The following is a 22,001-nucleotide window of genomic DNA, read 5'->3' as shown; positions in this document are numbered from 1 at the left end:
CCGCCGCGGCGCGGTCAGCCGCGCTGCACGGCCGCGGCGAAGCGGGCGCAGCGCTCGCGCAGGGCGGCGATCCGCTGCTCGCGGTGGTGGGCGAGCAGGGCCGGGTCCTCGGTGCGCACCTCGACGGCGGTCGGGGCGCGGCGCGCATTGCGCGAGCACCGGAAGTCGGCGCAGACGGCGGTGCCGATGGTGTTGCCGCGGCGGCCGGCGGCCCCGGCCAGCGGCGCCACGAAGGACGCCGCGCCGACGCCGTCGATCACGTCCTCGCACCAGGCGCAGAGCATCTTGCGCAGCGGCGCCTGGCCGGTGCCGCGCAGCTGCAGGCCGACGGGTTCGCCGTCGACCTCGAGCACCACGTAGTGCTGCGCGGGCCGGCGGGCGTCCTGCCAGCCCAGGTAGTCGAGCTGCTCCCAGCGCACGGCGGAGAGGTCGGGCAGTTCGGCGCGCTTCGCCTCGCCCTTGCTGGCGTTGATGAAGCTGGCGCGGATCTGGTCGTCGGTCAGGGGTCGCATGATGGTCCTCACGAGCGGGAGTTCAGGGGGCATGACGGCGGCGTGCGAGCACGCCGGGGTCAGGCCGAGCAGGCCCTGTGGGCCGCCCCGCTCCCTGCACGCCGGATGCGCATGATGAGTCCCTCTCCCGATACGGACCGGGCTACGGTACGCCTGCCCCGGGAGCGCGGCAAACGGATTCTCCGCGAGGGCTCAGGCGATGATCCGACCGAGCTCCTCGAGCTCCTCGGCGCTGAGCTCGAGGGTCATGGCGAGCGCCGAGTCGGTGATCGACTCGGGGCGGCTGGCACCCGGGATCGGCACGACGTGGTCGCCGAGCGACAGCTCCCAGGCCAGGACGACCTGCTGGGGGCTCACGCCGTGGGCGTCGGCGATCTTCTGGATCTGCGGGAACCGCTCCCCCACCGCGGACGCGCCGCCCCCGGTGCCGCCCAGCGGGGACCACGGGACGAAGGCGATGCCGTGCTCGCCGCAGTGCCGCAGCTCGCGCAGGGCGGTGTGGAAGAAGGTGGGCGAGAACTCGTTCTGCACCGCGGCGAGGCCGCCGTCGCCGAGCACCTCGCGGGCCACCTCGATCTCCTCGACGTTGGCGTTGGAGAGGCCGATCTCGCGGATCAGGCCCTCCTGCTTCAGCGCCGCGAGCGCCTCCACGCCCTCGGCGTAGCGGATGCTGCGGTCCGGGCGGTGCCAGTAGTAGAGGTCAGCGGCGTCCATCTCGAGGTTCGTCAGCGACTTCTCAAGGGCCGCGCGCAGGTAAGTCGCGGAGCCGTTCCGGCCCGCCACCTCGCCCTCGGAGCGGGTGATGCCGCCCTTGGTCGCCACCACCACGCTCGAGCGGTCGCCGGTCCAGGTGCGCAGCGCCTCGGCCACGAACTTCTCGTTGTGCCCCATGGTGTCCCAGGTCGGGGCGTAGATGTCGGCGGTGTCGAGGAAGGTGACGCCGGCGTCGAGAGCGGCGTGGATGGTCGCGGTGGCCTGCTCTGGGGTCGCGGGCTTGTCGCGTCCCTGCGACAGTGGCATGGCGCCCAGTCCGAGGGCGGAGACGGTCAGGGAGCCGATGCGGCGGGTGGGTGCGTTCATCCCGCGATGTTATGTCGCAGCTCACGTCACCGTCATGCGGTGCCCAGCATCCGTCAGGGGCGCGCAGCGGGACCGGCGGGGCTGTGCGGGCCGGCGCCGGGACCCAGATGGATCTCCATCGCGTCGAAGCTCGGCGGCTCCGGGCGGGTGGTGGCCGGGCGGTCGAGGTAGAAGATCGCGGTGGAGGCGATGTCGTCCCGCAGCGGCAGGTAGCGGCCGGCGCTCTTCCAGCCCAGCGCCTGGATGTCCACGCGGGGCAGGCCGGTGGTGAAGTGGATCGGATCGGCGACGTGCCAGCGGTACAGGCCGAAGCGCTGCTGGGCGAGGTAGAGGCCGTCGGGCCGGAGCACCTGGGGCATCCCGAGGTACGGGGTGGAGAAGGCGGTGTAGCCCTTTCCGGGGATGTCGAAGTTCCAGGCCCCGCCGAAGTAGTCCTCGGTGCCCGTGCCTGCGATGGTCGGGAAGTCCTGGTCGTCGTCCAGGTAGAACTTGATCTCGCCCTCGCCCCACCAGCCGTTGGAGTGCACTTCCCAGGCGAGGTAGGTGCCGACGTACTGCCCCTGCCCCTCGATGCCCTCGAGGAGGACGTGCTCGGTGGCCGTCGGCAGCGGGTTCGAGCGGCGCCATTGGGCGTGGAAGTAGGCGTCCTCGCTGTGGTCGCCGCCGAGCTCGTAGGTCACCTGGTAGTAGACGCGCGCGTCGACGTCGGAGCTGTTCTCCAGGGTGAGGCGGGCGCTCTCGCGGAAGGGCATCGGCCAGTAGGAGTTGAAGCCGCCGTGCGGGTTGGAGGCGACCATCTGCGAGTCGACCTGGGCGAAGACGCCCCAGCCGTTGGCGAAGAAGTCGCCGTAGGGCACCTCGACCGCGGGCGCCTCGCTGCCGTCCCAGTAGGCACGCAGCACCAGCCGGCGCCAATGGTCGGTGTGGGTGGTGATCCAGACGTGCGTGATGACTCCGGCGGAGTCGATGTCCGCCAGGGTGAAGGTCTCCCCCGCCTTCACGTCGACGCTGGGGGAGACCTTCCAGCCCTGACCGAGATCGCGGGCGGCCTCCGCGCCGGTGCCCTCGGTGGCGCGGCCGCCCCTGCCCGGCGCACCGTCGAGGTTCTCCGGGCTGATGGAACGGGTGCGGACGGGGCGCAGTGCGGCGAGGCCGGCGTGGGCACGGGACGGGTGGTCGGAACGGGTCATGGCGGAACCCCCGGGAGTCGGATCGACGGTGATGCGTTCTCCCGTCGCGGTGCGGCGCTCGGGAAACGGTGACACACACGATACGGAGGCCGCACGAACGCCTCGATGACGAACCGTTCTCGCCGCAGGTCCCCGGCACCGCAGGACCGCGGCGCAGCGGTGACGAGCGCACCCTTCAGCAGCCGTCGGACGTTGACCGCTCTGCACGAGCCGGGACCGGCTGCCCGCGCCGTGTTCCCGGACCCGTCAGCTCGAGAGCTTCCTCAGGGCCGAGCCCTTGTGGGCGGCGATGTGGTCGGTCTTGTCGCTCTTGATCTCATACTGGGGCTCGTCCTCGCTCGCGCGGCGGTGGTGACCCTTGTAGTCGAAGTCCTTCACGTGGACCTCGGTGATGGTTCCCGAGACGCGCCCGGCCTCGGAGTTCCAGCTGACATGGTCGCCGACGGTGAATCGTGTGCTCATGTGACCAAGTCTCGCTGGTCGCGAGAGTCATCCGGCAGTGGATGACGTGCGGTGCCCGGACATGGTTCTCCCGAGCTCGGGGCGGGCGTGCAGCACCTGGTCGTGCGCCGTCCACTCCGAGCCGGAGCGTCGTGGCGCACTCGTGGTCCCGCCGCGTTCCCACGCCAGGCGAGCAGGCCCTCCCGGTGGACCTCACAACGGGCGGGTCCAGCATCGCACCGACACGCCGCAACCGGTCTTGACGGTCAGTAACGCGGAGGAGACCATCGTTGCAGGAACAGCCGGTCCAGCGAGTTCGACGCTCGAGGAGGTGCCGTGCCTGGGTCGACGGTCGATGCGGGACCTCCACACGGGGCCCTCCGCTTGAGCCTGATCCGGGACTTCGCGCTGAGGAACCATGGGCGGCCGGTGACCGTCGCCCCGGCTTCCCAGCGACTGGTGAGCTTCGTGGCCCTCCAGGATCGGCCCGTGCGTCGCAGTGTCATCAGCGGCACGCTCTGGGGCGGTTCCGATGAGCAGCACGCCAGCGGCAGCCTGAGATCGGCGCTGTGGAGGCTTCCCCGGCTCGACCTGATCCGGACCTCTCCCACCCACATCTGGCTGAGCCCCGCGGTCGAGGTCGATCTTCGTCGGGTGATCGAGGAGGCGAGGGGGCTGCTGCGGGGTCTGGCCTCGACGAGCACGCTCGATGAGGTCGCCCGCGACCTCATCGACGTCGGGGACGACATCCTGCTCGGCTGGTACGAGGACTGGGTGCAGATCGAGCGCGAGCAGTTCCGACAGATCCGCCTGCAGGCGTTGGACCGGATCGCCGAGCAGCTCCTGGAGGCCGGTTCCCTGTTCGCCGCCTTCCAGGTGGCCCTCGCCGCGACCAGGACCGAACCACTCCGGGAGAGCTCCCAGCGCCTGCTGGTGCGGGTGCATCTGACCCGGGGCAACGTCGCCGAGGCCCTTCACCAGTACTGGAGGTTCACGACCCTGCTCCGCTCCGAAGTGGACGGCCGGCCCTCACCGATGTTCGAGGGACTCATCGCTCCGTACCTCCGCAGACTCTGAGCAGCCGGGCGGCCTCGACCCCGGTTTCCGACGTACCGGTGCCCGGCCTCGTCGAGACCGGGCACCGGTGGCCGAGGGGTCAGGATCTATCAGTCGGCGTCCGGCGCCTCCTCGATGTCCTGCGGGCCCGGGGGGCCCGCTTCCGCGCCGGTCCGACCGTGTCCGAGCTCGGACAGGTCCTGCGGCCCGGGGGCGGTGTCGTCCGCGCCCCTGGCGCCGGTCTGCCCGCCGCCGGGGGAGCCGACGTCGACGGGACCGGGCGCCTCGTCGAGGGCGTCGCCCGCCCCGCCGGCCTGCCCGGAGGGCGAGCCGACGTCGACGGGGGCGGGAGCCTCGCCGTCGGCGCCGCCACCTGCTGCGCCGGCGGCGAAGGACTGCATCGACGGGGTCCGGCCGCCGCCCACTGACACGATGACCGTGATCTCGCTGTCCAGCTGGTTCACGTCCGGTCCCTCCTCACAGGTACGCAGCGGTGATCTGGTTCTGGGCATTGGAGTCGACGTAGACCTGCTTGCCGGTGGCACGGGCGGTCACCAGGATCAGGAAGACGTTGGTCACCCCGTCGGGCGCGCTGGGAGCGATCTTCCGGTAGCCCGTGTTGTTCGTCGCCAGGCTCGCCCAGGCGTTCTGACCGTGGTGCGTGGTGTAGGTCTGGTTGATGAGGGTCCACATGGTTCTCTCCGATCGGGTCAGTGCTGGTAGGACTGGTAGATGCTGGTCCCGTCCGCGAGGACGGTGACGGTGCGTCCGGTCGCCCGGGCCCAGACCAGCTGGGCGAAGACGTTGGTCACGCCGTCCTTGGCATCGGGGTGGATGCGCCCCCATCCCAGGCCGGCGAGGTTGGCCCAGGCGTTGCGGTCGTGATGCGAGGCATAGACCTGGACGATGGTCTTCCCCGAGTGCCATGTGAGATACATGTGATGCACGGCCGCGATGTCACCGGCCGAGAGCCCGTTGCGCTGGCCGATGGTCGCCCCGGCCTGCTTGGGTGTGATCGTGCGCTGGTTGTTCTTGCTGAACGCGAAGCTCCCGTAATGCATGAGCGAGCCGTACTCGTAGGCCCCGATGTCGTCGCCGTCGGCGATGTGCTGGTTGAAGTTGTGCTCCATCCCAGCCTCGATGTTCTCCCAGTGCACCGTGATGAACGCATCGCGGTCCTCCCGGGACTGCTCATGCCACAGCCCCCACGCGTGCCCGAACTCATGGACCGCGGCGCCGAATCCGCAGCCGTCGGCGAGGCTCAGGTCCTGAATCCCGCCGCGCATGCCGACGTGGGACCAGCAGCCGTCGCCGCGGATGACCCGCACGTAGTTCGGATACTGGCTCGCGTTGCTCGCCGTCCGTCGGACGAAGCGCATGTTGGTCTTCGTCTCCCATTCGGCGATGGCGGCCGCCACCCGGGACTCGCCGTTGGTGACGCCGCCGTCGATCTCGTACGGCATCAGGGCGTTGGGCCATCGGAACTGCTGGCCGGTGATCCCGACCCCGTGGGTGACGACGTCACCGCCCGAGGCCGAGCGGGACAGGAGCGCCGCGTCCTTCTCCATCTCCTCCACGGTGCCGAGGATGATGTCGCCTTCGAAGACTGCCCTGCCGTCGACGGCCGAGTACTGCAGTGCCTTCGTCTCTCCCGTGGTGAGCAGGACGAATCCCGTCCTGACCGTGTCGCCGGCCAGCAGACCGACGTTGTCCTCCTCGACCTGGTCCGTGGCGTCGCCCCGCTCCTCGATGTCTCCTTCGTCCTCTGTCACGATCCGCCTCCCTCATGGCTGCCCGTCGTCCTGACAGGTGCTCGCCCCCGAGCGTGCACCCCGGATGTCACCGAGGTGTCGCCGGAGCGTCACAGGATCGGTGCGGACAGGACCGGTGCGCCTTGACGTCCGCTAATCGCGGGCACACGCTGAGCGGGTGCCCACGCGGAGGGATGTGAGACATGCAGGTGACCGCAAGACTCAGGGTTCCCGCAGCGTCGGCTGCAGCACCGGGAGCGACGGCGACGGTGCGGGTGGCCGACGTGGGACGGGCGGACGCGCCGGCGGTGACACTGGCGAAGAGCACGGTGGCGCTCGACGCCGCGGACCGGGATGCCGCAGGGGACCGCATCCTCGAGGTGACCGTGCAGGTCTCCGATGCGCTGCCCGTCTCGGCGTGCGCCCTCAGCGCCCACGTGGATCTCTCCGGGACCGGCGAGGTCTCCCCCGGTGATCTGATCACCATCACCCACATCGCGGTGGGGCCTGAGGACGCGGGCGGGACCATCGACATCCCGCTCGTCCAGATCTGAGCCGGGGCCGGGCGTCACCGCTGCGTCACGGGGGCGGTGACGGCACGGCGACACCACGGAGCTTCACTGGGGCGACCGCCCCCCTGGAAGGAGCTCACGATGATCGAGCCCGGACTCTCCCCCCACCTCATCCACAGCGCATCCGGCCCCCTGCTGACCAGCCCACCGGAGACCACCGGTCGCTACATCGTGGTGTTCGCGGCGGATACCGACGCACCCTCCGGCGTCCTGCGGAAGGCTGCAGGACTGATGGACGTGACCCCGTCCCAGGAGTACGGCGCCGAGGCCGCGACCGCGACGACGTCCGACACCGTCTTCGAGACTCTCGGGCTCGCTGTGGTGTCCGCGGACCCCGAACAGGTCGGCGCCCTGCGGACCTCGGTCGCCTCGGACGACGCCATCATGTCGGTCTCCCCCGAACTCGTGCATCATCCGTTGGACAACGAGTACGCCCGCGGGTACGCCGACGGTGTCGGCGACCTCACCGCACGGCTCGGGACAGTCACCGGCGGCGGAGGCCCGGTGCCAGGTGCGACCGGACCCGTCGCCACGACAGGACCGCTGTTCGCCGACACCGCCGAATACACCTGGGGGCTCCAAGCCGTCGGAGCCGACGGCTCGACCGCTTCCGGGGCGGGTGTGGCGGTCGCCGTCCTCGATACCGGATTCGACCTCGAGCACCCGGACTTCGCGAATCGGACCCTCACTCCCATGTCCTTCATCCCGGGTGAGGACCCACAGGACGGGCACGGGCACGGCACCCACTGCATCGGCACCGCGCTGGGGCCGCTCGTCCCCGACACCGGCCCCCGCTACGGCGTCGCCCACGGGGCGGACATCTTCGCCGGCAAGGTGCTCAGCAACTCCGGATCCGGCAGCGACGGCGGGATCCTCGCCGGGATCGAGTGGGCGATCACCTCGGGGTGCTCGATCATCTCGATGTCGCTGGGCGCGGATGTGCCGAAGGCCCATCCGCCCTACGTCGCGGCCGGGAAGCGCGCCCTCGACCTGGGTGTGCTGATCATCGCCGCTGCGGGGAACAACGCCAGACGCCAGCAGCAGAGCCACGGCTTCGTGGGCGCTCCCGCCAACAGCCCGTACATCCTGGCCGTGGGCGCCCTGGACCCGCAGCTGGACATCGCCGTCTTCTCCTCGCGGACCCTGATCGGCGGGCAGGGCGGCCAGGTCGATCTCGCCGGACCGGGCGTGGCCGTGTACTCCTCCTGGCCGATGCCCACGCGCTACCGCGCGATCAACGGGACCTCCATGGCGACCCCGCACGGGGCCGGACTGGCCGCGCTGTGGAGCGAGGTCACCGGATTCCGCGGTCGCGAGCTGTGGGCGACCCTGGTCGAGCACAGCACCCGGTTGATCCTCCCCTCGCTCGACGTGGGGTCGGGGCTGGCCATCGCGCCGTGAGAACGTCGGCGCGTCGCGAAGGGCAGGAGATGAGAGGTCCACGTCCAGGGCGACCGAGGCGACCTGCGACGCGGTCGTCGATGTGCTGTCGGCGGGCGAGCTGCTCCGGCGGCTCCGGTGGAGACACCTACCGAGGCGTCTAGGATCTCCCCATGGCCATCGAACATGTCAGCGTCACCGTCGACGAGGAGCACCTCGTCGGGGTGCGCGAGGTCGCCGCGCGCCTCGCGGAGCGCGGTCTGGAGGTCGAATCCGTCCTCGAGACCCTCGGCATCGTCACTGGCACGACGAACGACCCGGTCGCGCTGCGCGCGGTGGAGGGCGTCGCGTCCGTCGACCGGGACCGTGGGGTCCAGCTCCCGCCGTCGGACTCCGAGGTGCAGTGACCCGCTGAGCTGTCAGTCCCGCAGGGGCCGCGGCAGCAGGGCCACGGAGAAGAACACTGCGGCCTGCTCGTCGCGGGCGCGGTACCGGTAGCCGTCACCGGCGACCACCCGACCGGAGCCACCGGCCTCGATCACCTGGATCCCGGAGCCGCTCATGATCTCGAGCGCGCCCTCGATGACGTGGTGCATGATCCCCGACAGCATGATTCCCGCTCCGCCCTCGTAGACGTCAGCGCCCAGCAGCTTCCACTTCCAGGTCTCCACCGAGAGCGAGGCGGTGTCCACCGCGTCCAGCAGCACCGCCCAGCTGCCGGCCTCGGTCGACCAGACCTCCACCCCCTCCGGGGCGTCGTCGGCCCCCACGCCCATCAGGGCGGCGAAGGTGGTGCCGAGGCCGGCGGCGATGCGGTCCAGGAGGGCGACGCTGGGGTTGGCCTGGCCGAGCTCGATCTGGGTGAGCATGCGGCGGGAGACCTCGCTGAGCTCGGCGAGCGCGCCGACGCTGAGGTCCTGCTCCTGCCGGGCGGAGCGGATGCGGGCGCCGAGCTGCTCGACCACCGCGGGGCGCATCCCACCGCTCATGCCCAGCCTCCTCGGGCTCCCCTGCCGATCCGTGCCCCGAAGCCTAGCGGGAGGGTGACGGGAACTATATTGCGCACCCGCGGCGATGCGCACTATGTTGCCCAGAGGAGGCGTCCGCCTCCCCGCTCCCCTGCGCACCGAAGGAGGCATCCCCATGGCCGGATCCGCCCGCAGCCCCCTGCTGCGATGGTTCATCTCCTACGGCTCCTTCGCGGTGCCGCAGGCCGCGGCGCCGATCGCCTTCTCGCTGATCGCCCTGCCGCTGACCGGAGACGCCGCCAGCGGCGCCGCGATGATGCTCGCGATGACGATCGCGCAGGTGCTCGGGGCGGTGCCGATCACCCGGCTCGGGCGACGCTTCTCCCCGATCCCGTTCCTGCGGGTGCTGATCGGGGTGCGCACGCTCGCCCTGGTGGGGATCGCGGTGCTGGCGGGCCTCGGCGCCCCCTTCGGCCTGATCGTGGCCGGGGCCGCGCTCGCGGGACTGGTCAACGGCGCCGCCTACGGCAACCTCCGGGCGGTGCTGAACCACCTGGTGCCCGCGGGTCGGCTGCCGCGCGCGCTGGGGATCGCGGCCACGCTGAACGAGCTGACCTTCGTGGCCGCCCCGGTGCTCGCCGCGGCGCTGGGCAGCGTCTCCCCGCAGGCCGCCGCCTGGGCGATGGTGCTGCTGGGGATGGGGCCGATGCTGCTGCTGCCGCGCATCCCTTCGGCGACCGCTCCCGGTCCCGAGCAGCGGCGCAGCCGCTTGCGCCTGACGCCGACGATCCTGCTGTGGTTGGTGTGCGGCGGGGCGAGCGCGGCGGCGATCGCGGCGATCGAGATCGGGGCGGTCCCGATGGCGGTCTCCTTCGGGCTGCCCGCCGCCTGGGGGGTGCTCTTCCCCATCGCCATCTGCACGACCTCGATCCTCGGCGGGATCTGGGTCAGCGTGCACAACCGGGTGCCGCGCCGACGCACCGTGCTGGCCTGGCTCGCGGTGACCGGCCTCGGCGTGGCCGCGGTGGGCTTCGGACATTCGGTGACCGCGACGGTGATCGGGGCCCTGCTGGTGGGCTCGGTGCTGGCACCGCTGGCCACCTACTACTCGCTGGTGCTGGACCGCTTGGTGGCACCGGAGCACCGCGCCGAGGTGTTCGCCCTGCTGCGTACCGCGAACGCGCTGGGCATCATCACCTCCAGCGCGGTGATCTCCCTGGTGTCGCTCGAGGCCACCTTCGCCGTGGTGATCGCGGTGATGGCCGTCGTGCTGCTGGTGACCGGCGCGGTGTTCACCGCCGGCTGGGTGGAGGTCCGGCGTCGGCGGCTGGTCCGGGAGGCCGCGGCCCGTCGCGCGCAGGACGAGGACTCGAAGGACCGCCGCAGCGTCCCGTCGTTGCCGTGAGGCGACACCTCGTGATGGCGCACCGCCGCGCAGCGTGCCATCGTTGCTCATGGGCAGACTGATCTACTCCGTGATGGGCTCGCTGGACGGCTTCATCAACGATGCGACGGGCTCCTACGACTGGGCGTTCCCCGGCCAGGACGTGGCCGTCTTCATCGAGGACCAGATGTCGACCGTGAGCACCTATCTCTACGGCCGACGCATGTACCAGGAGATGCAGGTGTGGGAGACCGATCCCGCGGTCGCCGCCGACTCGCCGGTCTCTGCCCGGTTCGCGCAGCTGTGGCAGAGCGCGGACAAGGTCGTCTTCTCCTCGACCCTGACCAGCGTGCCGACCCGGCGCACGCGGCTCGAGAGCAGCTTCGACGCGGAGGCGGTCCGCACCCTGGTGCAGTGGGCCGCCGGGGACGTGACGATCGAGGGCCCCGTGCTCGCGGCGCACGCGCTGCGGGCGGGGCTGGTCGACGAGATCCACCGCTTCGTCGCCCCGGTCATCGTCGGCGGCGGCACGCCCCTGTACCCCCCGGGCCTCCGGCTCGATCTGGAGCTGGTCGATCAGCGCCGCTTCGATCAGGGGTTCAGCTGGCTGCAGTACGCGGTGCGCTGAGCACCCGTTCCCCCTCAGTAGCGGCGGTAGCGCCGGGTGGTGGCCTCGAAGCGGCGCGCTTCGCGACGCCAGGCGGCCACGATCGACTCGGGGTCGTCGCCGGCCTCGAGCATCTGCCGGGTGCGCCGGGTGCCGGAGAGCCTGTCGATCCAGCAGATGTCCGCGTCGGTGCGACAGTCCTCGCCCTCGCGCCAGTCGACCTCCTCGACGTTGCGCAGCAGCGCCGCGATCACATGGATGCCGGTGCGCACGGGCTCGTAGGCGTCGGCGTCGGTGACGTGCAGCTGCACGCCGCCGCTGAAGGCACCGGCGTGCTTCGAGGTGGTGGGGGTGGCGAACATCGGCCGGAACAGCACGCCCGGCAGCTCCGCCTCCCGCAGGTCCGCGATGATCGCCTCGATGTGGTCCTCGGTGATGAACGGCGCCCCGAACCAGAGGAACGGCGTGGTCGTGCCGCGGCCCTCGGAGATGTTCAGGGCCTCGATCAGACCGGTGCCGGCGTAGACCACGGCGGTGTCCGCGGTGGGGATGTTCGGGGAGGGCAGCACCCAGGGCAGGTCCGCGGCCGCCGGGTCCTCGGGGTCGTAGCCGCTCATCTCGACCACCTCGAGGGTGACGGCGCCATCGAGGAACTCCCCGTTGAACAGCAAGGCGAGCTCGCCGACGGTGAGGCCGTGGGTCTGCGGGATCTCGCGCAGCCCCACGAAGGAGGACAGCTCCGGCTCGAGCACGAAGCCCTCGATGTCGGTGCCCAGGGGGTTCGGGCGGTCCAGCACCACGAAACGCTTGCCGTTCTCCGCGGCCGCCTCCATCGCGTAGTAGAGCGTCCAGATGTAGGTGTAGAAGCGGGTGCCGATGTCCTGGATGTCGAAGACCAGCACGTCGAGGTCCGCGAGCATCTCCGGGGTGGGCTTCTGGGTGGCGCCGTAGAGCGAGCGCACCGGCAGGCCGGTCTTCTCGTCGGTGTAGTCGCCGACGGCGCCGCCGGCCGGCTCCGCCCCGCGCACCCCGTGCTCGGGGCCGAACAGCGCGGCCATCGTGAAGCCGCCCTCCTCCTGCGCCTCGACCAGCAGGTCGATGGTGGAGCGCAGCTCGCGATCGGTGCCGGTGGGGTTGGTGATCAGGCCCACCCGCGCACCGCGCAGGGTCCTCAGCCGGCGCGGCTGCAGCAGGTTCTCGACGCCGAGGCGGAACCTGCCGCCCTTCCCCTTGCCCTTGCCGCGATCGGTGGGGGCGGCGTGCGCACTGCCCGCGGCGGTGAGGGCCGCTCCGGCGGGAAGCGCGCCGAGGGTGGCGAGGACCCGGCGTCTCCCGGGCCGTCCGTCGTGGTCCCTCGGCGGTTCCGTCTGTCTCGGTGCTGCGTGGTCCACGAAGGGCCTCCGTCGTCGTCGTCGGATCGTCCGTGCGTCGGTCGCTCGGACGCACGCTAGCAAGGCGTGTCGCGGGTCACAAGCGCCTCCGGTCAGGCGGCGCGGCGACCGACGGCGAGGTCGAGCAGATGGTCCAGGACGTCCTCGCCGCCGGCGCGCAGGCCGTTGTGCTCGTACTCGCTGGTGACCCAGGTGCGCAGGGCCGGCAGCAGAGCGGCGGTGGCCAGGGACGACTCGCGCGGCACGTAGGCGTCGTCGAAGTAGACGGCGGCGGCGCCGGGGACCTCCACGGCGCGCAGGGCCGCGGCGTCGTAGAGCTGCGGCCACTCGTGCTCGGCGAGCAGGTCGGCGGCCTCCGCCCACGGCACCAGCTGCGGGTCCTCGGCGAAGAGGTCCCGGTGGATGTGCTCCCCGCCCAACAGGGTCGGGTCCTCGCGCACCGCCACCGGCATCATGCGGTCGGCCGCCCAGCGGGTGGCGACGCCGTCGGCCCAGCAGCTCTCGTGGATCACCGCGTACAGGGGGTTGCGGCCGCCGAAGGGCAGGGCGGCGGCGAGGTCGTGGGCGAAGGCGGGTGAGGCGGGATCGAGGTCCAGCAGGTGGTGCAGGCGCTCCTGGCCCTGCGAGGCGCCGAGCAGGTGGCCGAGCCGGCGCAGCCGCTCCACGCCCACGGCGGAGCCGTCGGGCAGGCGCAGCGTGCCGGCGCCGGCGGCGTCGGCAAGGCGGCGGAAGCGGTCGCGGTCGGCGGGGAAGCGGGCCCAGTACCGCTCGCTGCGGACGATCATCCCCTCCCAGGTGCTCGCGTACACCGCGTCCATCCCGGGGCCGACCGTCGGCAGGCCCCCGGTGAACAGCGCCTTCTCCACGGACTGCGGGTGGGCGCTGAGATAGCGCAGGGTGGTGAAGCCGCCGAAGGACTGGCCCAGCAGCGTCCACCGCGCGACGCCCAGGTGCTCGCGCAGCAGTTCGGCGTCGCGGGCGATCGCGTCGGCCCGGAAGTGGGTGAGGTACTGCGCCTGCTGGGAGGGGGTGGCCTCGCGCAGGGTGGCGGCGCCCGCGATCGCCCCCTCGGGCAGCGCGGTGTCCAGGCCGACGGGGGTGGAGCGGCCGGTGCCGCGCTGGTCGAGCATGATCACGCGGTGCTCGCGCAGGGCCCGCGGCAGCCAGGGCGGGCTGGAGGCGTCGAGCGGCCGGGGCGCTTCGGAGCCCGGGCCTCCCTGCAGGTAGACGAGGTAGGGACGGTCCTCGCCGCCCGGCTCGGCGATCACCCGCGCGAACAGCTCGAGCTGCGGCCCGGTGGCCTCGGCGTGGTCCAGGGGGACGGGCAGGGTCAGGTCGCTCAGCTGCAGGCCGGGCAGGGTCCAGGTGGTGGTGCTCATGAGGCCGCCTCGTGGTCGCGGGTGGTGGTGCCGGGGAAGTACTGCCAGTCGAAGGTGTGCAGGGCACCGGGGCGGTCCTCGCGGTCGAGCGCCCGGTCGATGAGGATGCCCGAGAGGCGCGCGAACACGTCGTCGACCCCGTAGTAGCTGACGGGTCCGAAATACTCGGTCTCCGCCGGGACGTCGCCGATCGCGATCAGCTCGAGATCCTCCGGCATCCTGATGCCCATCCGCTCGGCGGCGAGCTGCATCGCCACCGCCTGGTAGCCGGTGAAGCAGATGACCGCCTCGGGGCGGTGGGGGCCGGCCAGCCAGTCCAGGCCGGTGAGGTGGGTGCTCCGCTTGCCCGCGGGGCCGACCTTCACGAGGGCCTCGGCGGGACCGTCGCCGTGCTCGCGGGCCGCGGCCAGGAAGGCCTGGGTGCGCGGATGGGCGAGCACGCCGCCGGGGCGGTCGGGGAGGTCGGGTGCCAGCAGATGGACCCGCTGATGACGGGCGCGGAGCGCCGCGTAGGCGTGGCCGATGGCGGGGACGGGCGTGGAGCGGACGACGTCGAAGTCCTCCGGCTCCATGTGCGCACTGAAGGCCACCAGCCCGCTCTGGGTGGTGGAGGCCAGGCGCCGCACCAGGTCCGGGCCGTTCTCGACGAAGTCGATGCTGGTCAGCAGCGCGGCGTCGGCGGAGGCCCCCTGGAGGTACTGGAACCAGCTCTCGTCGGCGAGCACCAGCGTCGAGAAGTCGTGCGGGCGGGCGTCGTGGCGGACCTGGGTGGTCAGGTGCACGGCCCAGGGGTCATCGAGCGCTCCCAGGGTGAGGACGATGCCGCCGCCCCTCCCGGTGCGCATGGCCTGGGCGTGCCGGTTGGGGACGTAGCCGAGCTCCTCGGCGGCCGCGCGCACCTTGGCCTTGGTGGCCTCCGAGCCGGAGGAGCGCAGGTTACCGCGCCCGGAGAGCACGAAGGAGGCGGTCGCGAGGGAGACCCCGGCGGCGCGGGCGACGTCCGCCAGGGTGACGGCCGCTCGGGGGGCGGGGCTGCGGGCGTCGGTGGTCATGGCTGATCGGCCTCCTGAGCGGTGGGACGGAGGTCGGCGAGGTGGACCTGCACGCCCGCGGCGCGCAGCTCCTCGAGGGCCGACGGGTCGGCGGCGGGGTCGGTGACGAGGTCGTCGATCCACTCGGTGGGGGCGATGCGCGCGAAGGCGGTCGCACCGATCTTGGTGGCGTCGGCGACCACCACCACTCGCGCGGAGCGCTCGATGAGTCGGGCGTTGATCGAGGCCTCGGCCTCGTCGTGGGTCAGGGCGCCGTCGCGGGCGCTGAGGCCGTTGGCCCCGAGGAACAGCGTGTCGATCCGGATCTGGGCGAGCAGCTGCTCGGCCCAGGCGTCGACCAGCTCGTAGCTGGACTCGCGCACCACCCCGCCGGTGACCACGAGCTGCAGGTGGCGGCGCACCGCGAGCTCCTGGGCGATGTTCACGGCGTTGGTGACCAGGACCGTCTGGCGCGGGGCGTCGCGGAAGCCGGGGCGGGCGGCGAGCTCGTGCGCGAGCGCGGTGGTGGTGGTGCCGCCGTTCATGCCGATCACGGATCCGGGGACGGCCAGGTCTACGGCGCGGCGGGCGATCGCCTCCTTCGCGGCGGCGTGGCGCGCGGCCCGGTAGCGCATCGGCAGCGAGCTGGCGTCGGGGTTCGCGGAGGCCCCGCCGTGGGTGCGGATCACGAGCTGCTGATCGGCGAGCGCGTCGAGGTCGCGCCGCGCGGTGGCCGGGGAGATGCCGAGGCGGTCGACCAGGTCGTCGACCGCGAGGTGCCCCGCGTCGATGATCAGGTCGAGCTCGAGGTCCAGCCGCTCGTGGCGGCCGCGCACGGGACGCCGGGCGCGCTCGGACGCGCTCTCGGACTGCGTCATTCGCCTGCCCCTTCGTGGTCCATCGCGTGCTCAGCACTGCCGCAGCTGCCTCCACGCTGCCGCTCATCCTAGCCGCGAGCAGGCCGGGAGGCCCGCTGGCGAGGCCGCGGCCCGCGGGTACGGGCGACCCGCCCCCGCGCCTCCCGTACCCTCCTGTCCACCGCCCACCGTGAAGGAAGCCCATGCCCGCATCGTCCGACTCCTCTGTTGCCGTCCTGCTGTGCGACGACCTCGAGAAGGTGTTCCCCGACCGGCGCCCGCGCGAGCTCGATCCGTCGATCCCGCTGATCGGCTACCGCGGCGAGCGGACGGCGTTCCAGGTCGCGATCCGGGCGGGGCGTCGCAGCGCCTGGGACAACCTCCGCTCCGCCGCGGTCTCCGTGCGCGCCCCGGAGGGGGTGCGGGCCCGGGTGCGGGCGGTGGACCTGGTCCCGGTCTCCCTCCCGGCCCCGCCCGACGCCGGCCCCGAGTACCTCCGCACCGCCCCCGGTCTGTTCCCGGACCTGCTGCGGCCGCTGGGCCCGCAGGAGCCGCTGGGGCTGCCCACCGGGCAGTGGCAGGCGGCCTGGGTCGATCTCGAGATCGCCGCGGACGCCGTCGGCGGGGACGTCGCCGTGCAGGTCGAGATCGCGGTCGCCGACGCGGAGACCGCGCTCCGGGAGGTGCCGCTGCGGATCGTCGCCGAGACCCTGCCGCCGCTGGACGTCGTCAACACCCACTGGTTCCACAGCGACGGCCTGATCTCCTACTACGACCTGGAGCCCTTCAGCGAGCGCTACTGGGAGGTGCATCGCCGCTTCCTGCGCTCCGCGGCCGCCATGTCGGTCACCTCCGTGCTGACCCCGATCTGGACCCCGCCGCTGGACACCCGGGTGGGCGGCACCCGGATCCCGACCCAGCTGCTGGCCATCCACGACGACGGCGAGGGCACCTACCGCTTCGAGGCGGAGCACCTGCTGCGCTGGCTGTCGATCTGCCGCGAGGTGGGCCTGCGCCACATCGAGGTGCCCCACCTGTTCACGCAGTGGGGAGCCCGCGCCACCCCCGCGATCCACGTGCACACGCCCTCCGGCATCGAGCAGCGGTTCGGGTGGGACGTCCCCGCGACGGACCCCTCCTACCGGCGGCTGCTCGAGCAGATGCTGCCCTTCCTGATCTCCCTGCTGGAGGAGGAATGGGGCCTGGACCGCGTCATCTTCCACCTCTCCGACGAGCCCGGCGAGGAGCACCTCGAGAGCTACTCCGCCGCGCGGGCCGTGGTGGCCGATCTCCTGGCCGACGTCACCGTCGTCGACGCCCTCAGCTCCTACGAGTTCTTCCAGCGCGGCCTGGTGGACGTCCCGGTGGCGGCCACGGATCACGCGCGGCCGTTCCTGGACGGCGGCGTCGACCCGCTCTGGCTGTACTACTGCGTGTCCCAGCACCGGGGCGTCGCCAACCGCTTCATCGCGCAGTCCAGCACCCACAACCGGGTGCTCGGACACCAGCTGTTCCTGGCCGGCGCGCAGGGCTTCCTGCACTGGGGCTTCAACTTCTACAACTCCCAGTTCTCGACCCGCCCGATCGATCCGTTCCTGGACACCAGCGCGGGCGGCGGCTTCTTCGGCGGTGACTCCTTCATGGTCTATCCCGGCCGCGACGGGGAGCCGCTGACCTCGATCCGCTACGAGGTGTTCCGCGACGCGATGACCGACCACCGGGCCGCCCGACTGCTCGAGCGGCGCTCGGGCACCGAGGCCGTGCGCGCCCTGCTCCGTGCAGACGGCTTCGACGAGCTCGAGGTCTCGCCCCGGCTCGATCCCGACGAGCTGCGGAGGATCGCCGTCCGCGTGGCGGCGGCGCTGGTCGGCTGAGGCCGGTGGCGGCGGCGGTGCGGGGCGCACCTGCTACGACACGGCGCCGCCGGTGAGGAACGCCAGCGCGGGACCGACGGTGTTGAGCAGGACGATCACCCCGATGATGCCGACGGCCCAGGAGAAGGCGCTGGTCGCGTTCTTCACCGCCCAGTCGTGGGCGCGCTCGAGGAAGGCGTCGGCGCGATCCCCGAGCGCGGCCCGCGCCCCGCACAGCACGGCCGCCGGCAGGACCATCACCGCGCAGTAGCCGGTCAGGACCAGCGCCCCGCCGACCAGCCCCACCCCCATTTCGGCGAGGATCCCCATCGCCGCCAGGTACGGGATCATCGAGGCCGCCTCGATCACGCCGGCCAGCAGCGCCAGGGCGATCAGCACGCCCGGCCGGCCGGAGGCACGGCGGGCCCGCGCGGTCCAGCGCCGGGCCGAGGCCTCGGGATCGCCGCCGCGCTTCGCGATCGCCTTCGGGTCGATGCGGAAGGAGTAGAGCACCAGCGCCAGGCCCAGCGCGGCCAGGGCCACCATCAACGGCGGCGAGCCCAGCAGGTGCCCGAAGGCGTCGAGCAGCGGCAGCAGACCGGCCAGCAGCGCCACGCCCAGCAGCAGGTAGAACATCCCGATCACCGCCAGGTACAGCAGGGTGCGACCGGCGACGCGCAGCGCCCCGCCCCGCCCGACCACCAGCAGGATGACGGGGATGACCAGGGTGCCCATCGAGGTCGAGTCCACCAGGGCGAGCAGGATCAGGCCGAGCGGACCGACGGCGTCGGGAAGGTTCTCCATGCCTCGATCCTCCCGGCCGGCGCCCGCCGCGGTCCTCCTCCCTAGGGACGAACTGCGTCCGGCGCCGGGGTGGGCAGCGCCGCCGCCGCGTACGCTCGAGGCATGTCCGCCGCCGCCGCCGAGCTGCCCGCCTCCCCGCCGGTCGGGTCGCGGGACGTCCTGGTCGCCGGCGGGTACGCAGTGCTGGTGGTGCTGCTGGGCGCCTCCGGGGCGCACAACTCCGGGTTCCTGCCCGCAGGCACGCCCTGGCCCCTCTGGTTCTCCGTGGCGCTGATGCTGGTCGGATGCGGGAGCCTGCTGTGGCGGCGACGGCGACCGGTGATCACGCTCGCGGTGGCCGGTCCGCTGTCGCTGGTCGAGATCGCCGTCGGCGGGCAGCTCTCCGCCTACCTCCTGCTGTTCGAGGCGCTGTTCGACCCGGTCATGCACGGCAGCCGCCGGCTGGCGCTGCTGACCACCCGGATCGCGATCGGTGCCACGGTGCTGGCGGTGCTGCTCGGGCTCGCCGCGGGCGCGCCGTTCGAGATGCTGTTCGTGGTGGTGCTGATCGCGGCGCTGGTGGTGCTGACCCCGCTGCTGTGGGGCTGGGAGGTGCGCCACCACCGCAGCGCCCGGCAGGCCGCCGAGCAGCTCGCGGACCTCGAGCACGAGCTCGCCGCGAGCCGCGCCGCCCACGCCGTGGAGACCGAGCGCCGCTCCATCGCCCACGACCTGCACGACGTGATCGCCGGGCACCTCAGCGCCGTCTCCCTGCACACGAACCTCGCCGCCTCCCTGCCGGAGCCGGAGGGCCGTGAGCGCTCGCTGATCGCGGCCCGCGCATCGGCGCATGCGGCGCTGCGGGACCTGCGCTCGATGATCGGGGTGCTCTCGACGGCGGAGTCCGGCTCGCTGCCCGCCGTCACCCTGGACTGGCCCTCGCTCACCGCGCGGCTGCGCGGCCGGGACCCCGAGGCGCAGGTGTCGATCGACCCGGCCGTCACCGACCCCGCCCGCCTGGACCCCTCGGTGCAGGCCGCGCTGCTGCGGATCGCCGCCGAGGCCACCACCAATGCCGTCCACCACGGGCTCGCCCCGATCTCGCTGGACGTGCGGGTGGGGAGCGAGACGGTGACGTTCGAGCTGCACAACCGCCGGGCCGAGACCTCCGCGCCCGGCACCGGCGTGGGCCGCGGCACGATCGCCCACCGGGCGACCGCGGTGGGCGGCAGTGCCGGCTCCGCACCGGCCGACGGGCCCGAGGCCGGGACCTGGCGGGTGCGCGCACAGCTGCCGGTGCGCGGCTCCTCCCCCGCCCTCGCCCCGACCCTCGGCCAGGAGGCCCGCCCATGACCGCCGACCGCTGCGCGATGACCACCCCGATCCGGGTGGTGGTCGCCGAGGACCATCCCGCCGTCCGCTCCGGCCTGGTGGCGCTGCTCGACTCCGCCCCCGACATCACGGTGGTCGCCGAGGCGGCCGACGGGGACGCAGCGCTCGCCGCCGCCCGCGCGCACCGCCCGGACGTGGTGCTCACCGACGTGCGCATGCCCGGCGCCACCGGCATCGAGATCACGCCCCGGCTGCGCGAGACCGGCGCGAACGTGCTGGTGATCTCCGGCTTCGACCTCGACGACTACGTGCTGGGGGCGCTCGCCGCGGGCGCCGACGGGTACCTGGTCAAGACCGAGGACCCGCAGCGGATCCTCACCGCGGTGCGGGACGTCCACCGCGGTGATGCGGTGCTCTCCGCCGCGGCGACCCGCGCGGTGGTCGGGGCGCTGCGGGGGCGGGCGGAGGACGAGGCCGGTCGGCCGGGGTCGGTCGCGGGCGGGGCGGCCGTCGGACCGGCGGCGTCCGCCGACCCCGGGGCGTCCGTCGGCCCCGAGCCGTCCTTCACCCGGCGGGAGGAGGACGTGCTGGCCCTGGTCGCGCAGGGGCTGTCCAACCAGCAGATCGCCCGCGAGCTGTTCGTCGAGATCACCACCGTGAAGTCGCACCTCTCCCATGCGCTGACCAAGCTGCAGCTGGACTCGCGGGTCCAGGCCGCGCTGTGGTGGCAGCAGCACCGCGGCTGAGCGGACTCCGCTTCCCTCCAGCCTGCGCCGTATTTCATACTGCCGTCAGCCGTGTCCTCTGCGAGGATGGGGACCCTTCGGGCCCCGGCTCCTGCGTCGCGCACGCGGCGCGCCCGGCACCCGGACCCTCCCCTTCGATCACGAAAGTGCGGCACGGCATGCCCAGCACCACCCCCACCCCCACCGGCGAGCTCCCCGCGGTCGACGCCTCGCGGACGGCCGCCGCAGGCGCCACGAAGGTCACCCCGATCATCGCGGTGCTGGTGGTCTCCGCCTTCGTGATGATCCTCAACGAGACCCTGCTGTCGGTCGCGCTGCCCGCGCTGATGGAGGACCTCTCGATCACCGCGGTCACCGCCCAGTGGCTCTCCACCGGGTTCCTGCTCACGATGGCCGTGGTCATCCCCACCACCGGCTTCCTCATGCAGCGGCTGTCGGTGCGCACCGTGTTCACCCTCGCGATGAGCCTGTTCCTGGTCGGCACCGCCATCGCCGTCGTCGCCCCGAGCTTCCCGGTGCTGCTGGGCGCCCGGGTGGTGCAGGCCGCCGGCACCGCGATGGTGCTGCCGCTGCTGATGACGACCATCCTCGCGCTGGTGCCGATCACGGCCCGCGGCCTGGTGATGGGCCTGGTGGGCGTGGTCATCTCGGCCGCCCCGGCGCTCGGGCCCTCGACCTCGGGGTTCATCCTCGAGCACTGGTCGTGGCACTACCTGTTCGTCATGATGCTGCCGATCATCGTGGTCTCGCTGGTCATCGGGCTGCTGTTCATGCGCAACTACACCGAGCCGGCCCGGGTGCACCTGGACGTGCTCTCGGTGGTGCTGTCCGCGATCGGCTTCGGCGGCGTGGTCTACGCGCTGGCCTCGATCAGCCAGATCGTCGAGGGCACCAACCGCGTGCTGCCGCTGGTGGTGGCGGCGGTCGGGCTGCTCGCGCTGGCCGTGTTCGCGGCCCGCCAGATCCGCATGCTCGCCCGCGGCCAGGAGCCGCTGCTGGACCTGCGCCCGCTGAAGGTGCGCACGTTCACCGTCTCCGTGCTGGTGATCCTGATGGGCTTCGCGACCATGCTCGGCACCGTGGTGGCGCTGCCGCTGTACATGACCGGTGCGCTGGGCCTGTCCACCCTCGAGGTGGGCCTGACCCTGCTGCCCGGTGCGGTCGCCTCCGGCATGCTGGGCCCGCTGGTCGGCGCCCTCTACGACCGGGTGGGCCCGCGCCCGATCGTGGTGCCGGGCATCACGCTGATGGCGATCGTCTGCTGGCTCTCGGTGGTCCTGCTCGATGCGGACGCGACCCGGGGCGTGATCATCGCGCTGAACATCCCGCTGGGCATCGGCATGGCGATGGTGATGACGCCGCTGCTGGCGCTGTCCCTCGGCGCGCTGCCGCGACCGCTGTACGGCCACGGCTCGGCGATCCTGAACACCCTCCAGCAGCTGGCCGGCGCGCTGGGCACCGCGGTGTTCATCGCCCTGCTCACCCTCGGCGCGGCCGTCGCCGCGGAGTCCGGGGCCTCGGCGCAGATCGCCCAGGCCAGCGGCGCCAGCTGGGCCTTCGTGTTCGGCGGCGTGATCACCACGGCCGCGATCGTGCTGGCCCTCACGCTCAAGCCGAACCCGGCCGAGGTGACCTCCGCGGCCTGAGCGGACGACCGGGCGGGGGCCCCACCAGCGCCTGAGGCACCG

23 protein-coding genes are annotated in these 22,001 nt (G+C 72.6%); 10 read left to right on the top strand and 13 right to left on the bottom strand.

Going from position 1 to position 22,001, the window contains the following annotated elements:
- Nucleotides 1-14: 14 nt before the first annotated feature.
- The 4 genes from ACOJUI_RS02975 to ACOJUI_RS02960 all read right to left on the bottom strand — a co-directional run bounded on the left by ACOJUI_RS02975 (nucleotide 15) and on the right by ACOJUI_RS02960 (nucleotide 3,244).
- The gene (locus tag ACOJUI_RS02975; RefSeq protein ID WP_422116622.1) at nucleotides 15-512 is read right to left on the bottom strand and encodes an FBP domain-containing protein; all 498 of its coding nucleotides are present in this window, start codon (nucleotides 510-512) and stop codon (nucleotides 15-17) included.
- 192 nt (nucleotides 513-704) lie between these two features.
- Entirely contained in the window at nucleotides 705-1,592 is an 888-nt protein-coding gene (locus ACOJUI_RS02970; protein ID WP_422116621.1) for an aldo/keto reductase, read from the bottom strand.
- A 53-nt stretch (nucleotides 1,593-1,645) separates the two neighbouring features.
- Entirely contained in the window at nucleotides 1,646-2,782 is a 1,137-nt protein-coding gene (locus tag ACOJUI_RS02965; protein WP_422116620.1) for a glycoside hydrolase family 172 protein, read from the bottom strand.
- 246 nt (nucleotides 2,783-3,028) lie between these two features.
- Nucleotides 3,029-3,244 (bottom strand): DUF2945 domain-containing protein, encoded by a 216-nt coding sequence (locus ACOJUI_RS02960; protein ID WP_422116619.1) that lies wholly within the window; start codon nucleotides 3,242-3,244, stop codon nucleotides 3,029-3,031.
- Between the two features lie 468 nt (nucleotides 3,245-3,712).
- Between ACOJUI_RS02960 and ACOJUI_RS02955 the strand changes: the two genes are divergently transcribed.
- Nucleotides 3,713-4,300 carry an AfsR/SARP family transcriptional regulator gene (locus ACOJUI_RS02955; RefSeq protein ID WP_422116618.1) on the top strand — a complete coding sequence of 196 codons (588 nt, stop codon included), beginning with the start codon at nucleotides 3,713-3,715 and terminating at the stop codon, nucleotides 4,298-4,300.
- A gap of 89 nt (nucleotides 4,301-4,389) precedes the next feature.
- Here the strand turns inward: ACOJUI_RS02955 and ACOJUI_RS02950 are convergent, their stop codons facing one another.
- From ACOJUI_RS02950 to ACOJUI_RS02940, 3 genes are read right to left on the bottom strand one after another with little or no spacing between them, the layout of a single operon-like run.
- Nucleotides 4,390-4,743: a hypothetical protein gene (locus tag ACOJUI_RS02950; protein WP_422116617.1), complete on the bottom strand. Its 354-nt coding sequence runs from the start codon at nucleotides 4,741-4,743 to the stop codon at nucleotides 4,390-4,392.
- 13 nt (nucleotides 4,744-4,756) lie between these two features.
- Nucleotides 4,757-4,972: a hypothetical protein gene (locus tag ACOJUI_RS02945; protein WP_422116616.1), complete on the bottom strand. Its 216-nt coding sequence runs from the start codon at nucleotides 4,970-4,972 to the stop codon at nucleotides 4,757-4,759.
- Nucleotides 4,973-4,989: 17 nt separating this feature from the next.
- The gene (locus tag ACOJUI_RS02940) at nucleotides 4,990-6,051 is read right to left on the bottom strand and encodes a M12 family metallopeptidase (protein WP_422116615.1); all 1,062 of its coding nucleotides are present in this window, start codon (nucleotides 6,049-6,051) and stop codon (nucleotides 4,990-4,992) included.
- Between the two features lie 287 nt (nucleotides 6,052-6,338).
- Between ACOJUI_RS02940 and ACOJUI_RS02935 the strand changes: the two genes are divergently transcribed.
- The 3 genes from ACOJUI_RS02935 to ACOJUI_RS02925 all read left to right on the top strand — a co-directional run bounded on the left by ACOJUI_RS02935 (nucleotide 6,339) and on the right by ACOJUI_RS02925 (nucleotide 8,389).
- On the top strand, nucleotides 6,339-6,584 hold the full coding sequence (locus ACOJUI_RS02935) for a hypothetical protein (RefSeq protein ID WP_422116614.1): 246 nt from the start codon (nucleotides 6,339-6,341) through the stop codon (nucleotides 6,582-6,584).
- 99 nt (nucleotides 6,585-6,683) lie between these two features.
- Complete coding sequence (locus ACOJUI_RS02930) at nucleotides 6,684-8,003, top strand: S8 family serine peptidase (RefSeq protein ID WP_422116613.1); 1,320 nt, start codon at nucleotides 6,684-6,686, stop codon at nucleotides 8,001-8,003.
- A 152-nt stretch (nucleotides 8,004-8,155) separates the two neighbouring features.
- The gene (locus tag ACOJUI_RS02925) at nucleotides 8,156-8,389 is read left to right on the top strand and encodes a hypothetical protein (RefSeq protein ID WP_422116612.1); all 234 of its coding nucleotides are present in this window, start codon (nucleotides 8,156-8,158) and stop codon (nucleotides 8,387-8,389) included.
- Between the two features lie 12 nt (nucleotides 8,390-8,401).
- Here ACOJUI_RS02925 and ACOJUI_RS02920 read toward each other — a convergent pair whose 3' ends face one another.
- Nucleotides 8,402-8,971: a helix-turn-helix domain-containing protein gene (locus ACOJUI_RS02920; RefSeq protein WP_422116611.1), complete on the bottom strand. Its 570-nt coding sequence runs from the start codon at nucleotides 8,969-8,971 to the stop codon at nucleotides 8,402-8,404.
- Between the two features lie 154 nt (nucleotides 8,972-9,125).
- Here ACOJUI_RS02920 and ACOJUI_RS02915 point away from each other — a divergent pair, with 154 nt between their 5' ends.
- Entirely contained in the window at nucleotides 9,126-10,355 is a 1,230-nt protein-coding gene (locus ACOJUI_RS02915; RefSeq protein WP_422116610.1) for an MFS transporter, read from the top strand.
- Nucleotides 10,356-10,404: 49 nt separating this feature from the next.
- Nucleotides 10,405-10,962 carry a dihydrofolate reductase family protein gene (locus tag ACOJUI_RS02910; RefSeq protein ID WP_422116609.1) on the top strand — a complete coding sequence of 186 codons (558 nt, stop codon included), beginning with the start codon at nucleotides 10,405-10,407 and terminating at the stop codon, nucleotides 10,960-10,962.
- Nucleotides 10,963-10,976: 14 nt separating this feature from the next.
- Here the strand turns inward: ACOJUI_RS02910 and ACOJUI_RS02905 are convergent, their stop codons facing one another.
- The 4 genes from ACOJUI_RS02905 to ACOJUI_RS02890 form a co-directional block, all read right to left on the bottom strand.
- On the bottom strand, nucleotides 10,977-12,332 hold the full coding sequence (locus ACOJUI_RS02905; protein ID WP_422116608.1) for an exo-beta-N-acetylmuramidase NamZ family protein: 1,356 nt from the start codon (nucleotides 12,330-12,332) through the stop codon (nucleotides 10,977-10,979).
- Between the two features lie 92 nt (nucleotides 12,333-12,424).
- Nucleotides 12,425-13,711, bottom strand: coding sequence for an alpha/beta fold hydrolase (locus ACOJUI_RS02900; RefSeq protein WP_422116607.1), 1,287 nt, complete (start codon nucleotides 13,709-13,711; stop codon nucleotides 12,425-12,427).
- Entirely contained in the window at nucleotides 13,708-14,763 is a 1,056-nt protein-coding gene (locus ACOJUI_RS02895) for a LacI family DNA-binding transcriptional regulator (protein ID WP_422116606.1), read from the bottom strand. The genes ACOJUI_RS02900 and ACOJUI_RS02895 overlap by 4 nt, the downstream gene beginning before the upstream one ends.
- Complete coding sequence (locus tag ACOJUI_RS02890; protein WP_422116605.1) at nucleotides 14,760-15,620, bottom strand: DeoR/GlpR family DNA-binding transcription regulator; 861 nt, start codon at nucleotides 15,618-15,620, stop codon at nucleotides 14,760-14,762. Before ACOJUI_RS02890 ends, ACOJUI_RS02895 begins: the two co-directional genes overlap by 4 nt.
- Nucleotides 15,621-15,802: 182 nt before the next feature.
- Here ACOJUI_RS02890 and ACOJUI_RS02885 point away from each other — a divergent pair, with 182 nt between their 5' ends.
- On the top strand, nucleotides 15,803-17,473 hold the full coding sequence (locus ACOJUI_RS02885) for a DUF4091 domain-containing protein (RefSeq protein ID WP_422116604.1): 1,671 nt from the start codon (nucleotides 15,803-15,805) through the stop codon (nucleotides 17,471-17,473).
- A gap of 33 nt (nucleotides 17,474-17,506) precedes the next feature.
- Here the strand turns inward: ACOJUI_RS02885 and ACOJUI_RS02880 are convergent, their stop codons facing one another.
- Nucleotides 17,507-18,256, bottom strand: coding sequence for a GAP family protein (locus ACOJUI_RS02880; RefSeq protein ID WP_422116603.1), 750 nt, complete (start codon nucleotides 18,254-18,256; stop codon nucleotides 17,507-17,509).
- 102 nt (nucleotides 18,257-18,358) lie between these two features.
- Here ACOJUI_RS02880 and ACOJUI_RS02875 point away from each other — a divergent pair, with 102 nt between their 5' ends.
- The 3 genes from ACOJUI_RS02875 to ACOJUI_RS02865 all read left to right on the top strand — a co-directional run bounded on the left by ACOJUI_RS02875 (nucleotide 18,359) and on the right by ACOJUI_RS02865 (nucleotide 21,959).
- Nucleotides 18,359-19,588 (top strand): sensor histidine kinase, encoded by a 1,230-nt coding sequence (locus tag ACOJUI_RS02875; RefSeq protein ID WP_422116602.1) that lies wholly within the window; start codon nucleotides 18,359-18,361, stop codon nucleotides 19,586-19,588.
- Nucleotides 19,585-20,313, top strand: a complete 729-nt coding sequence (locus tag ACOJUI_RS02870; RefSeq protein WP_422116601.1) for a response regulator — start codon at nucleotides 19,585-19,587, stop codon at nucleotides 20,311-20,313. Before ACOJUI_RS02875 ends, ACOJUI_RS02870 begins: the two co-directional genes overlap by 4 nt.
- A gap of 158 nt (nucleotides 20,314-20,471) precedes the next feature.
- Nucleotides 20,472-21,959, top strand: coding sequence for an MDR family MFS transporter (locus tag ACOJUI_RS02865; protein WP_422116600.1), 1,488 nt, complete (start codon nucleotides 20,472-20,474; stop codon nucleotides 21,957-21,959).
- Nucleotides 21,960-22,001: the final 42 nt, after the last annotated feature.

The organism is Brachybacterium sp. UNK5269 (assembly GCF_049266655.1).
In the GTDB taxonomy this organism is placed as follows: Bacteria; Actinomycetota; Actinomycetes; order Actinomycetales; family Dermabacteraceae; genus Brachybacterium.
The sequence above is the reverse complement of the archived record's forward strand: the minus strand, read 5'-3'. Positions and strand labels throughout refer to the sequence as shown.

Bases quoted from the DNA above. Each gene is read 5' to 3' on its own strand.
- ACOJUI_RS02885 (WP_422116604.1), top strand. From the start codon at position 15,803: ATGCCCGCATCGTCCGACTCCTCTGTTGCCGTCCTGCTGTGCGACGAC.
- ACOJUI_RS02895 (WP_422116606.1), bottom strand. From the start codon at position 14,763: ATGACCACCGACGCCCGCAGCCCCGCCCCCCGAGCGGCCGTCACCCTG.
- ACOJUI_RS02970 (WP_422116621.1), bottom strand. From the start codon at position 1,592: ATGAACGCACCCACCCGCCGCATCGGCTCCCTGACCGTCTCCGCCCTC.
- ACOJUI_RS02865 (WP_422116600.1), top strand. From the start codon at position 20,472: ATGCCCAGCACCACCCCCACCCCCACCGGCGAGCTCCCCGCGGTCGAC.
- ACOJUI_RS02900 (WP_422116607.1), bottom strand. From the start codon at position 13,711: ATGAGCACCACCACCTGGACCCTGCCCGGCCTGCAGCTGAGCGACCTG.
- ACOJUI_RS02890 (WP_422116605.1), bottom strand. From the start codon at position 15,620: ATGACGCAGTCCGAGAGCGCGTCCGAGCGCGCCCGGCGTCCCGTGCGC.
- ACOJUI_RS02880 (WP_422116603.1), bottom strand. From the start codon at position 18,256: ATGGAGAACCTTCCCGACGCCGTCGGTCCGCTCGGCCTGATCCTGCTC.
- ACOJUI_RS02910 (WP_422116609.1), top strand. From the start codon at position 10,405: ATGGGCAGACTGATCTACTCCGTGATGGGCTCGCTGGACGGCTTCATC.
- ACOJUI_RS02875 (WP_422116602.1), top strand. From the start codon at position 18,359: ATGTCCGCCGCCGCCGCCGAGCTGCCCGCCTCCCCGCCGGTCGGGTCG.
- ACOJUI_RS02960 (WP_422116619.1), bottom strand. From the start codon at position 3,244: ATGAGCACACGATTCACCGTCGGCGACCATGTCAGCTGGAACTCCGAG.
- ACOJUI_RS02930 (WP_422116613.1), top strand. From the start codon at position 6,684: ATGATCGAGCCCGGACTCTCCCCCCACCTCATCCACAGCGCATCCGGC.
- ACOJUI_RS02925 (WP_422116612.1), top strand. From the start codon at position 8,156: ATGGCCATCGAACATGTCAGCGTCACCGTCGACGAGGAGCACCTCGTC.
- ACOJUI_RS02975 (WP_422116622.1), bottom strand. From the start codon at position 512: ATGCGACCCCTGACCGACGACCAGATCCGCGCCAGCTTCATCAACGCC.
- ACOJUI_RS02870 (WP_422116601.1), top strand. From the start codon at position 19,585: ATGACCGCCGACCGCTGCGCGATGACCACCCCGATCCGGGTGGTGGTC.
- ACOJUI_RS02920 (WP_422116611.1), bottom strand. From the start codon at position 8,971: ATGAGCGGTGGGATGCGCCCCGCGGTGGTCGAGCAGCTCGGCGCCCGC.
- ACOJUI_RS02965 (WP_422116620.1), bottom strand. From the start codon at position 2,782: ATGACCCGTTCCGACCACCCGTCCCGTGCCCACGCCGGCCTCGCCGCA.
- ACOJUI_RS02945 (WP_422116616.1), bottom strand. From the start codon at position 4,972: ATGTGGACCCTCATCAACCAGACCTACACCACGCACCACGGTCAGAAC.
- ACOJUI_RS02915 (WP_422116610.1), top strand. From the start codon at position 9,126: ATGGCCGGATCCGCCCGCAGCCCCCTGCTGCGATGGTTCATCTCCTAC.